The organism is Sediminibacter sp. Hel_I_10 (genome assembly GCF_000688335.1).
In the GTDB taxonomy this organism is placed as follows: Bacteria; Bacteroidota; Bacteroidia; order Flavobacteriales; family Flavobacteriaceae; genus Psychroserpens.
Map to the genome: position 1 here is coordinate 1363577 of NZ_JHZX01000001.1, position 13071 is coordinate 1376647.

4 protein-coding genes, 2 tRNA genes and 3 rRNA genes are annotated in these 13071 nt (G+C 41.0%); all 9 read right to left on the reverse strand.

What is annotated here, in order from left to right:
* Positions 1–98: 98 nt before the first annotated feature.
* The 9 genes from rrf to P176_RS0106195 all read right to left on the reverse strand — a co-directional run bounded on the left by rrf (position 99) and on the right by P176_RS0106195 (position 13061).
* A 5S ribosomal RNA gene (gene rrf / locus P176_RS0106155) occupies positions 99–208 on the reverse strand.
* 116 nt (positions 209–324) lie between these two features.
* Positions 325–3152, reverse strand: a 23S ribosomal RNA gene (locus P176_RS0106160).
* A 221-nt stretch (positions 3153–3373) separates the two neighbouring features.
* Positions 3374–3450, reverse strand: a tRNA-Ala gene (locus P176_RS0106165).
* Positions 3451–3617: 167 nt separating this feature from the next.
* Positions 3618–3691, reverse strand: a tRNA-Ile gene (locus tag P176_RS0106170).
* Positions 3692–3779: 88 nt separating this feature from the next.
* A 16S ribosomal RNA gene (locus P176_RS0106175) occupies positions 3780–5300 on the reverse strand.
* Together the 16S, 23S and 5S rRNA genes with 2 tRNA genes alongside form the textbook arrangement of a ribosomal RNA operon.
* Positions 5301–5969: 669 nt before the next feature.
* On the reverse strand, positions 5970–7916 hold the full coding sequence (locus P176_RS0106180; RefSeq protein ID WP_026753883.1) for a putative porin: 1947 nt from the start codon (positions 7914–7916) through the stop codon (positions 5970–5972).
* 552 nt (positions 7917–8468) lie between these two features.
* Positions 8469–10067, reverse strand: coding sequence for an aryl-sulfate sulfotransferase (locus P176_RS19975; protein ID WP_051605413.1), 1599 nt, complete (start codon positions 10065–10067; stop codon positions 8469–8471).
* Positions 10068–10261: 194 nt separating this feature from the next.
* Positions 10262–12241 carry a S8 family serine peptidase gene (locus P176_RS19060; RefSeq protein WP_051605414.1) on the reverse strand — a complete coding sequence of 660 codons (1980 nt, stop codon included), beginning with the start codon at positions 12239–12241 and terminating at the stop codon, positions 10262–10264.
* An 82-nt stretch (positions 12242–12323) separates the two neighbouring features.
* Positions 12324–13061, reverse strand: a complete 738-nt coding sequence (locus P176_RS0106195; RefSeq protein ID WP_026753884.1) for a hypothetical protein — start codon at positions 13059–13061, stop codon at positions 12324–12326.
* Between the last annotated feature and the right edge of the window lie 10 nt (positions 13062–13071).

Below are 13071 nucleotides of genomic sequence, written 5' to 3' on the forward strand. Positions count from 1 at the left end.
TTAGGAAAGTGTTCTTAATGCTATATAGCCATTTAACAATCTCAAAAATTGCGAAAAAAAAAATGCCCCGACGACATAATGTCATCGGGGCACTTGAAAAAAGGCGGCGACCTACTCTCCCACTGGATCGCAGTACCATCGGCGCTGACGGGCTTAACTTCTCTGTTCGGAATGGTAAGAGGTGAGCCCCGTCGCAATGGCCACCCTAGGCTTTTGCGGAAGGCGCCCCGTTTTACCGGGGCACAACCGTATGAGTTGACATACTGAAGAAAGATATACATGTATAAAACGTTCGATAAATCACTGTTTTGAAAAGAACGGGCGCACAGCAAGCCCACGGGCTATTAGTACCGCTCGGCTACAGACATTACTGCCCTTGCACCTACGGCCTATCAACGTGGTAGTCTTCCACGGCCCTTTAAAGAAATCTCATCTTGTGGTGGGTTTCGCGCTTATATGCTTTCAGCGCTTATCCCTTCCGAACGTAGCTACCCAGCAATGCTCCTGGCGGAACAACTGGTACACCAGAGGTTCGTCCAACCCGGTCCTCTCGTACTAGGGTCAGGTCCACTCAAATTTCTAACGCCCACAGTAGATAGAGACCGAACTGTCTCACGACGTTCTGAACCCAGCTCGCGTGCCACTTTAATGGGCGAACAGCCCAACCCTTGGGACCTTCTCCAGCCCCAGGATGTGACGAGCCGACATCGAGGTGCCAAACCCCCCGTCGATATGAGCTCTTGGGGGAGATCAGCCTGTTATCCCCGGAGTACCTTTTATCCTTTGAGCGATGGCCCTTCCATGCGGAACCACCGGATCACTATGCTCTACTTTCGTACCTGATCGACCTGTATGTCTCCCAGTCAAGCCCCCTTATGCCATTGCACTCTACGCACGGTTACCAAGCGTGCTGAGGGGACCTTTAGAAGCCTCCGTTACTCTTTTGGAGGCGACCACCCCAGTCAAACTACCCACCAAGCACTGTCCCCCATCGCTGGGGTTAGACGCCAGACAAGCAAAGGGTGGTATTTCAACAATGACTCCACAGCACCTAGCGATGCCGCTTCAAAGTCTCCCACCTATCCTACACATTACTTGTCCAGAGCCAATACTAAGCTATAGTAAAGGTTCACGGGGTCTTTTCGTCCCACTGCGGGTAACCGGCATCTTCACCGATACTACAATTTCACCGAGCTCATGGCTGAGACAGTGTCCAGATCGTTGCACCATTCGTGCAGGTCGGAACTTACCCGACAAGGAATTTCGCTACCTTAGGACCGTTATAGTTACGGCCGCCGTTTACTGGGGCTTCATTTCAGGTCTTCGCCGAAGCTAAACCCTCCACTTAACCTTCCAGCACCGGGCAGGTGTCAGGCCCTATACATCATCTTTCGATTTAGCAGAGCCCTGTGTTTTTGATAAACAGTCGCCTGGACCTCTTCACTGCGGCCCCGCCGAAGCGGGGCGACCCTTCTCCCGAAGTTACGGGCCGATTTTGCCTAGTTCCTTAGCCATGAATCTCTCGAGCACCTTAGAATTCTCATCCCAACCACCTGTGTCGGTTTGGGGTACGGGCTGCCTCGCTCGCTTTTCTTGGAAGTCGATTTGCTGGATTATCACCTTGGCCGTGGCCTCAGTGTACTATCGCGGTGTTACCACTCGCTTCAACGCACTATTCCGTCAGTGCGCACCAACTTTTCGCCTCCGTCGCTTTTAGCGCGGGCAGGTACAGGAATATTAACCTGTTGTCCATCCACTTCCCCTTTCGGGTTCGCGTTAGGTCCCGACTGACCCCCGGCTGATTAGCATAGCCGGGGAAACCTTGGTCTTTCGGTGTGCGGGTTTCTCGCCCGCATTATCGTTACTTATGCCTACATTTTCTTTTGTAGCTTCTCCAGCATACCTCACAGTACACCTTCGACGACACTACAATGCTCCCCTACCACTTATAATAAATTATAAATCCATAGCTTCGGTAGTATGTTTATGCCCGATTATTATCCATGCCGAACCGCTCGACTAGTGAGCTGTTACGCACTCTTTAAATGAATGGCTGCTTCCAAGCCAACATCCTAGCTGTCTAAGCAGTTCAACCTCGTTTATTCAACTTAACATACATTTGGGGACCTTAGCTGATGGTCTGGGTTCTTTCCCTCTCGGACATGGACCTTAGCACCCATGCCCTCACTGCTGATCAACATTCTGTAGCATTCGGAGTTTGTCAGGAATTGGTAGGCGGTGAAGCCCCCGCATCCAATCAGTAGCTCTACCTCTACAGAACTATAAATCAACGCTGCACCTAAATGCATTTCGGGGAGTACGAGCTATTTCCGAGTTTGATTGGCCTTTCACCCCTACCCACAGGTCATCCGAAGACTTTTCAACGTCAACCGGTTCGGGCCTCCACTATGTGTTACCACAGCTTCACCCTGCCCATGGGTAGATCACACGGTTTCGCGTCTACCACTACCAACTAAAGCGCCCTATTCAGACTCGCTTTCGCTACGGCTGCGGACCTGAAGTCCTTAACCTTGCTGGCAACGGTAACTCGTAGGCTCATTATGCAAAAGGCACGCCGTCACCCCGAAGGGCTCCGACCGCTTGTAAGCGTATGGTTTCAGGATCTTTTTCACTCCGTTATTCACGGTTCTTTTCACCTTTCCCTCACGGTACTGGTTCACTATCGGTCTCTCAGGAGTATTTAGCCTTGTCGGATGGTCCCGACTGATTCACACAGGATTACTCGTGTCCCGCGCTACTCAGGGTACCACTATCTTACAATCTCTTTCCCGTACGGGGCTATCACCCGCTATGGCACCACTTTCCAGTGGCTTCCGGTTCGATCATGCTCAAATGTCGTGGCCCTACAACCCCGGCACCGCCGTAACGGTACTGGTTTGGGCTGGTCCGATTTCGCTCGCCGCTACTCTCGGAATCACTATTGTTTTCTTCTCCTCCGGGTACTTAGATGTTTCAGTTCCCCGGGTTTGCCTCCTTGCGGATACTATATCTTCAATATAGTGGGTTGCCCCATTCGGATACCTGCGGATCAACTTGTATGTGCCAATCCCCGCAGCTTTTCGCAGCTTATCGCGTCCTTCATCGCCTCTGAGAGCCTAGGCATTCCCCATACGCTCTTATTTAGCTTGTTGTGCTATTTGTCTTTTCTAATGAGTTTGTCGACCGCAACGGGAGCTCGCGTCCCCATTGCGGTCTTCGTTGGCACGTCCCGAAGGACGTGTCCGTTTTCATGTATCTTTCTTCAATATGTCAATGAACTTTACAGTGTACAGATCATCTGTACGTCCCTTTTGGGCCACTTTCAATAAAATTGACAGCGCTCTCTAGGCAACACCCAAATAAATGGGCACTTTGGTGGAGAATATCGGAGTCGAACCGATGACCTCCTGCGTGCAAGGCAGGCGCTCTAGCCAGCTGAGCTAATCCCCCATTTTTGTTTCAGTTGTCGGCTATCAGTTAACAGTTATCAGTTAATTGATGACCTATACGTCAACTTGGGATACCCAACTTCTAAAATTTCCTTTCAATCTGTAATGAACGTTTCAAAATCCCCGATATAACATCGAGACCTTGAACCACAAGACAAGCTTGCTTTGTAGTCTCAGGCAGACTCGAACTGCCGACCTCTACATTATCAGTGTAGCGCTCTAACCAGCTGAGCTATGAGACTCTACTTGTTTATCTTAAAAATTAAATCGACAGCAAAAGAACAAACGATCTCTTTCCATTTTGCCACTCCAAGGCCGTCCTTTCTCTAGAAAGGAGGTGTTCCAGCCGCACCTTCCGGTACGGCTACCTTGTTACGACTTAGCCCTAGTTACCGATTTTACCCTAGGCCGCTCCTTGCGGTGACGGACTTCAGGCACTCCCAGCTTCCATGGCTTGACGGGCGGTGTGTACAAGGCCCGGGAACGTATTCACCGCATCATGGCTGATATGCGATTACTAGCGATTCCAGCTTCACGGAGTCGAGTTGCAGACTCCGATCCGAACTGTGATAGGGTTTATAGATTCGCTCCTGGTCGCCCAGTGGCTGCTCTCTGTCCCTACCATTGTAGCACGTGTGTAGCCCAGGACGTAAGGGCCGTGATGATTTGACGTCATCCCCACCTTCCTCGCGGTTTGCACCGGCAGTCTTGCTAGAGTTCCCGACATTACTCGCTGGCAACTAACAACAGGGGTTGCGCTCGTTATAGGACTTAACCTGACACCTCACGGCACGAGCTGACGACAACCATGCAGCACCTTGTAAGTGGTCCGAAGAAATAGCTATCTCTAGCTAATGCAACTTACATTTAAGCCCTGGTAAGGTTCCTCGCGTATCATCGAATTAAACCACATGCTCCACCGCTTGTGCGGGCCCCCGTCAATTCCTTTGAGTTTCATTCTTGCGAACGTACTCCCCAGGTGGGTCACTTATCACTTTCGCTTAGCCACCCAGACCTAAGTCCGGACAGCTAGTGACCATCGTTTACGGCGTGGACTACCAGGGTATCTAATCCTGTTCGCTACCCACGCTTTCGTCCATCAGTGTCAGTACATTGTTAGTAACCTGCCTTCGCAATCGGTATTCTATGTAATATCTATGCATTTCACCGCTACACTACATATTCTAGCTACTTCACAATGACTCAAGATCGCCAGTATCAAGGGCAATTCTACGGTTGAGCCGCAGACTTTCACCCCTGACTTAACAATCCACCTACGGACCCTTTAAACCCAATGATTCCGGATAACGCTTGGATCCTCCGTATTACCGCGGCTGCTGGCACGGAGTTAGCCGATCCTTATTCTTACGGTACCGTCAGCCGCCCACACGTGGGCGGGTTTCTTCCCGTATAAAAGCAGTTTACAACCCATAGGGCCGTCTTCCTGCACGCGGCATGGCTGGATCAGAGTTGCCTCCATTGTCCAATATTCCTCACTGCTGCCTCCCGTAGGAGTCTGGTCCGTGTCTCAGTACCAGTGTGGGGGATCCCCCTCTCAGGGCCCCTATCTATCGTAGCCATGGTGTGCCGTTACCACACCATCTAGCTAATAGAACGCATGCCCATCTTTTACCGATAAATCTTTAGACCCCCAGGCCAATCGACCAAGGGTCACTATGGGGCATTAATCCAAATTTCTCTGGGCTATTCCCCTGTAAAAGGTAGGTTGCATACGCGTTACGCACCCGTGCGCCGGTCGTCAGCGGAGCAAGCTCCCTGTTACCCCTCGACTTGCATGTGTTAGGCCTGCCGCTAGCGTTCATCCTGAGCCAGGATCAAACTCTTCATCGTCTAATCTTAAATAACTTCTAGACGACCAAGGAATGGTGTTCAGTACTCAAAATGGTTTGTTCTTTTCGAGAGATGCCGTTTCCAACAATCTCTCATTTTACGCTGTCAATTCAATATGTTAATGAACTTTCTTTTTCTTTGTTAGCGCACTATGTGTGCTAAGCGGGTGCAAATATAAAACCCTTTTTCGAACCCGGCAAACTTTTTTGAAGTTTTTTTTATTTTATTTTTCTAACCCTTTTAATCCGCTAAAAAAACCGTGAACGTTGCGCCTTAGCTGATGCGTTTGGCGGGTGCAAATATACCACCCTTTTCTTTTTACAACCAAACTTTATTAAACCTTTTTTTGAAGTTTTTTTCTAAACTCTATAATACAATAACTTACGTTTTAAATTTACCGACCCTTAACCTTAACCTAACCCCAAAACACCTAAATCATACCCAAAACAAGCTTTCCCTTAAATACATCTATATATAGGATACATCCTATACAGTCTAAAACATATATAAGCAATCATATATATCGTGTCGTATTTATTGTGTAATATATATTATGTTGACTTCGTCATGTATAGAACTATGATATCTCTAACAGATAAAACAGGAAAGATGGGAAACCATAAAACCAACCTTCGGTCTTATTAGATCATCTCTATGGTTAGAACATCTCTAAAGAAAGAAGTTCCACACCAGACCAAAGCGAATATTAAAGTCTCTATAGGGATAATCTGGTGCAGAAAAATAGTTATAGCCTGTAATGGCCGCATTGAGATGTTCTGCTTTAAGATATATTCTGGTCTGTCTCACTTTTGCATTCAGAAAAAAGTCTAGCCTTGGAAAATTTCCGATCTCGACGCTGTTTTGAGTATAGAACTCTGCCAACAATGGGTCATAACCATCTGCAAAATAGTTTGAGAAATAATTAAATATAAATCCGGTTTGAAGGGACAAGGCATTGTTCTTGAAAAATGCATTAGAATAATACAGACTATTTCGAATCACAAAATCAGGAACGTTAAGTACTCCTTCCCCTTTCACAACTTTTTGGTACAATAGCTTATTGTCTAAAGCGAATTTACCAACTTTAATCTCCTTATCTATAGTAATGCCGTAATAGCTCACAGGATCATTCGCCTGGAACGGCTTTACACCCTCTAAAGTTTCCGAATACCCAAAAAAGGAATAATTATCTATGGTGTTATAGACTAAAGATGCATTGAAAAGCTTTTCAGAATGTAATTCAAATTTTAATTGGTTTAGATTTTCATTTTCAAATCTATCTCGATTATACCAATTGTAATTTAGATAGCGACTTTGATTTAAAAGCAAATTGTAATTAGCTGCAGTAGATTTAAAATCCATATCTGCTTTTACATAAGTAGTTTCATTCAATATATAAGAAACGCCACCATTAAAACGATATCCGTCGAAATCTCCTGTAACAATGGTTTCTAAATTAGCCTGAAATTTCAAACGGTTTATTGTTTTTTTATAGCCGCCATATAATCCAACCGTATTTCCAACAATTCTATTCAAAATCACCTGGTCATTTAAGATCGTGGCAAAATCATAACCGTAATTAAAATTAGAATAACTGCCACCAAAAGAAAATTCACCTAAATCGTTTTTTAATTCTGCCCCTAAACGAGAATTAAAATCCTGAAGCGATACTTTATCTCTTATTCGATTACTAAAAGCTGGTCCAAATAAGTCATTATATTGGGCAGTTTGATCGAATTGAAAATCTTTATCCTCAAAAGAAACCGTTGCTTTGATTTTAATTGAATTTGCTAAAGAATCGTTTGGCGATGTGACAGCGTAAGATTGATCTAAGTAAAACCTTCTACCATCAAGAATGCTTTGGGCATTATCAAATTTAGGGTCAAACACAGCTCTATCTAGAAAATCCTCATTACCTGACGTAAAATTGGCGACACCTTCAGCGGTCAGTCCTCCATTTTCTTCATTGAGTAGATCCTGAAATGTGATATGAGCTCTTAATTGATATCTGTTATTTTTACTTGTGTAGTTTGAGGTTATCCTGAGGTTACCCGTACTAGTCAATGTATGTTGGTAGTTTCCTAAAGATCTTAATCCCTTATAGGCAATAGACATATTAAATTGCTTAGACGTATTTACCGTAAAAAAAGCATCTAATACCTGCCCCTGTTCGAAGACCGTCTTAAAAAACAATTCTGTTAATGGTGTGGGTACATGATAATAGTTGATATCTCCCTCTTCCAAATAATTATAATGTCTTGCCCTTGCCCCAAAATTAGGCAAGATACCACTGGTAAGAGACCTTGGCTTTAAGGAATTGTAAGTTTGCCCAACGTTTGCGAAAGGAATAAGACCGAATTCGTCTCTTCTCAGGTAATTGAATTTGTATTCCTTTTGAATTGTTAAAGAGGTATCCACATAGATGGTATCCCTTTGAGAAGTTATAATCTTATAATCAAATATGCTTATAGAGTCTTTTGGGCTACTCTTTTCTTTTTTGTTTATAGTTGAGTCGGACTTTGATTTGGATTTACCAGTACCGTCGGACCTTTCCAGAACTTGTCCGAAAGCGATATGTGAAAATGCAATTAAAATAAATAGGCTAAAGTTTCGCATTGTATTTTACTAATAAAGCGATAAAATTACATATTTAATAACTACCAACGCGATACGTTTAATTCAATTTGTGAATTGAACCGGTTTTATAAAGCAAACTGAAGAAGATATCTTTTCGTAGTAGTATAACACGTAAAAAAAATTATTTTCAAACAGTACTATGGAAGTTTAATGGCATATAACATCCGTTGGAATTTCAAATAGGAACAATAATAAAGCTAACAATTTCTAAAAATCGGAATCTTTAATAGCGTTATAAATTTTTACCAAATAAGCTTATGAAAGAATTATTAATCCAAAAAAATATTCGATTATTGAAAAGCCATAAAAAACACGTTCATTCGAATTGGCTTTTTATAGCGGCAGAACTAATGAGAAAATAATCTGCCAAAAATCAATGAAGACATAGCAGTAGTTCTCTATTTAAAATATAGATATTTTAGAAATTCTATTATTAGATTTTTAATAAATCTGAGTGAAATTAAAATTACCAAAAACATTGGCAACTTCTAGGTTTCTATGACTGAGACCGTATGAAATTCATCTTACACCTCAGTTTTTAAGTATTTTCACAACATTTTCTTTGCCCTTTGCAAAAACACGCACGAAATAAATACCGTTGTCTAGATTTTCCAAGTTCAAAAAGTCTGCATTAAAATTTCTCAGTAAAACTTTACCTGTTAAGTCGCAAACCTCAATTCTATCTATTCTATCTTTAAATGTAAATTTCACATAACCTTTAGTGGGATTTGGATAAAAAGTCAAGTCTGCTAAATCATACGAATCAAAGGATAGAACTTCAGAACAACTTTCGGAAATAGAATTCATATTTTCTATAATCCCGGAATTATTAGTTTCTAAAGAAACGTTTTCAAAAGCTACAAAACTCTCAGAAAACCTATGAGCCCTAAAAGATCCATTTCCCAAAGGCTGAGTAAATTGATCAAATATAGAATTATTAGCTGCAGGTATTATATAGACCCATATGACATTACCTGAGTTATCAATTTCTGTAATCCTTCCAATATCTGATTCATTAATTAAAGCGTTTCCGTTGGCCATAATATGAACGCCGCATTGGGCTCCTCCATGCATAACTTCGCCCATGATGTCACCATCCCAGGACCAAAAGTAATCCTCGGGAAGGAATTTACCAGAACTAAGATTGTAAACACCATCAGTATCATTCTGATCTATAATATGAATTGAGGAAGCTGTTTGGTTTGATCCATAACCATCATTGCTAAATACCGACATCTTACCTTGATGAGGACCTTCGGTAATCCATTTAATGTCATGCTGTCTACCCAGTTTTTTATCTGCCGATGTTCCGCTGTCGTAAACTTGCGGATTTCCCCATCTCCATAAAAAATCTCCACCATGTCCGTAAGTTCCGCCTGCATGAGTTGATGCTTGGGCTGTAGAAGTACTATGATCTATAATAAATACTTCACTAAGATGTCTTGCTGAGACCGCTATTTGATCTAAATCCTCATTATAGTCAATCGCGTTTGCATGTATGGGATTGGACCCATGTCCTTCTTCATAATTTATATCTAATAATTGCGGGTTGTCAGCAACTATTCCATAATTAGGCTTTGTGTTATCAAATTCTTGAACTATATGGTCTATAAGTTTCCATTCCCAAACAATGTTTCCAGAGTCAGTACCAACTGGCTCTATTTCTAAAATTTTCTCCAATAATAGGCCTTCGTCAGGATATGATGTGTCCAATCCTTGAGCGAACATTTCGCTATTGGTATACTGATCTCTAACTAACACCAAGAAATTACCATTTGGTAAAGGCTCTATGTCATGATGTATACGAAAACCAAAAACGGCCTGATAATCAATAGTCCAAATTACATTATTTTGCCAATCTCTCAATTCTGCATAAAAACCATTGCTAGATAACAGGTTTCCGTTCTCCAATAAATAAGCGTTTCTGCTATCTTGACCAAAAAAATTCCATTGATTTACTACCTCTCCACAATTATTTATTAGAAAAATCCTATTATCAGAAGAAGGTTTAAATAACGTATAGCCATCAGATTGGCTCGTTGATTCCTGATTAAGAACTAAACCAATCGTTTCTTGAGAAACAAGGTTGCCTGAAACAATAGTGAATAAAATGAATAATATCTTTTTCATGATTCTTACAAATTATTTGAGTTTTTTTAGAAAAGCACCTTTTAGTGAATGACCTGGTCAAATCTTAAAACAGTTATAATAGAAAAGATCTTAGCGTTTACACTAGAAAAAACACGTTTTTCTAGTGTAAATGGTAAAATCTTTTGCTAATTGATTTTTTGAGTGAAATTGGCAGTAGATTTACAATATAACATTTATTTTCTTACCACTATTTTTTTTGTAGTGGATGAATATGCACCGCTTATTTCAACTAAGTAAACGCCTTCCGTAAGATTGGATGTATTTAGAGTATAGTTTCCTGATGCAAAATCCAATGATTGTACATCTCTCTCTAAAATTAACCTTCCTTGTACATCAAACACATTTAATTGCATATCCGTGGTTTGTTGATTATTTGAAAAACTAATGTTGATATGATCTTTTACTGGGTTTGGCCAAATATTGAAACTATTCTGAGTAACTTTTTCAGAACTTAATGTTACATTATTACCTGTCAAAATCAGAGAAAAATCTTGAGATTGAGGATCGAATGGACCTCCAACATTACCTTGAAGAGTACCTTTATGGGATACTGTTAATGTATAAATACCAGCTTCCGGAGCTTCAATATCAACCCTTTCAATGTTGTCTACAAAATTATCACCCGTATTGGTACTAGAAAAACCTTGTGATTCAGAATATTCCAATTTATAAGGAAAAAATACTTCGCCATCTTTCGTGAGACGTAAATCTAAGTCATTAACTAACTTTGGAGTAAAATCATTTAATTGTTCGCTAACGGCCTGTCCAGGTAAATCAGTCCAGCAAATTGTAGCACTCAATCTTTGACCAGCTTCAGCAGAAAATGAAAATGAAAATTCTTCAGTGTTATCAATAGTTAATTCTTCAATTCGAGCTTCATTAACAGTAGAACTAGTAATAACGTTGGCCGCCTCAAATGCATTTAAAAAGCCCCATCCAAAGACTGGATCTGGACCAATTCTCAACGCATCATCAATAGCGGTATGGCATACTAACCCCTTAAGAGTAGCGGAAAGCATGTACTGAGAATAAATTTGCTGATAATATTGTTGAATTAAAACTAATGTTCCTGTTACGTTTGGAGAAGCCATAGATGTTCCGGTGTATGTGGCGTAAGCATCACCCGCAATAGGAGAATATAAGCCTGTTCCGTCACCCGCAATATCTGGTTTAATTCGCAAATCATCTGTAGGCCCTTGGCTACTTGATGGATTAATAACTAAATTAGTAAGCTCATTGGTAAAAGGGGCTGTTGAGGGATTTGCATTAGCAATAACCAAATTATTTTTGGCGTTTTTATCTGTTGTTAATTTATCAAACCCAGAAAATAGTCCTCCAGGATAAGATTGGTTTCCAGCATTTCCTGCAGAGGCTACCATCAAATATTGAGGATTATTTTTAGCGATTAAATCTATATTTGCAGCAGCCGAATTATATGCACCCATGAACCAAGAAGGCAGTAATTCTCCATTATTTTGAAGAATTGGAGTACCATAAGAATGGTTTGATAAAATGATTGGGGCATCAACACTATTAATTGCGACTAAAATCTCTGAATTATCATTAGTCCAATTATACGACTTAACTAAAACATCAGGAGCCATACCTTTTGCCTCAGATTCTACTCCCTTTGCACTAATTGTTCCTGCAACGTGCGTACCGTGATTACTAAATCCACCAGTATCGCCATCAACAACTGCGTTATCTATAACTGTAACTCTACTAGCTGTATTATCTGTATTGGAAAATTCAGGATGCGTTGCTTGAACTGGACCGCCATCCCATACACCAACAGTCATACCACTGCCAGTAAGATTTAAATTTAAAACTCCACCAGGTTGTAGTGTGTTTGTTTTAGTTGCTTTAGCAGCACTGTTATTTGACGTTGCTACATAAATAGGCATACCACTATATATGTCTCTTATTTCCATTGTTCTTCCTTCATTGTCAATAAATCTCCTATCTACGGAAGGATTTGCTAGTAGATACGAATCAATGCGTGCTTCCGTGGCCGCCTCTTCTTCAAGAAGTTTATGTAATAACACCCTATTTTCCTCAGATAGGTTTTTAATCGTTTTATCCCTATCATTTTGTGCAGCTAAAACAGTAGTGACACCCAAACTAAGCACAACCAAAATCATTTTAATTTTCATAGCAATACGAATTTTAACTAAAAACCATCTTGAATAGCAAGATGGTTTTATAGTTTATATTAAAATATTATAATTTAAAATCTCAATCTATAACAAACTCTGCTGTCGATTGTGCACCAGGAACAACCCCTGACACTAAAACATCATCTCCAACTGAAATTGTATAACCTCCATCAGCAATACCATCACCGTAAGAGTCATAAACAACAATACCATAATCCCCTGAACTTAAACAAAAGTCAAACGAAAGCACAGCGAAATCATCGTCAGGATTCACATATGGTCCTCCAGAACCGATCAATACAGGTGTTCCACTTAGATCGTAAAGCTCCCAAGTAGTTTCATCTGGCCAAGTATCTAAAGTTAAAGTAAAGGTTGCAATGGTATCAAGACAACTCTCAGTTATATTTAGTCTAAATGGAGCACTAAAATCAACACCAGCTTCTTTTTCAAAATTAATCAAAATAGATTGAACTTCAAACTGGAGATATTCATCGTCAGTTACTACAACATCAAATGTTCCCATATTACTCCCAGCTGGAATAGTCACAGAACTAGGGACGGTATAAGGTGCACCCAAAGTAGAAGCTTCAGTATCAACTATAAGGTTATAAGTTCTATCAGCAGAACTAGTTTCAGATGCATACACGTCAACGCTATACGTCTCTGTCTCATTATTACCTACAGTCACCCTCATAGGGTTACTAATTTCGAAACCAACAAAATTAGATAGTTCACTTTGTACAGCTTCGTCAGTCTCACAATTAAAAACAATAATTGGGAAGGAAAAAGCTAATATATACTTAAAATATTTTTTCATTGTTTATGTT

Excerpts from the sequence above, each read along its gene's own strand:
- P176_RS19975 (WP_051605413.1), bottom strand. The coding sequence starts at position 10,067 with ATGAAAAAGATATTATTCATTTTATTCACTATTGTTTCAGGCAACCTT.
- P176_RS19060 (WP_051605414.1), bottom strand. The coding sequence starts at position 12,241 with ATGAAAATTAAAATGATTTTGGTTGTGCTTAGTTTGGGTGTCACTACT.
- P176_RS0106195 (WP_026753884.1), bottom strand. The coding sequence starts at position 13,061 with ATGAAAAAATATTTTAAGTATATATTAGCTTTTTCCTTCCCAATTATT.
- P176_RS0106180 (WP_026753883.1), bottom strand. The coding sequence starts at position 7,916 with ATGCGAAACTTTAGCCTATTTATTTTAATTGCATTTTCACATATCGCT.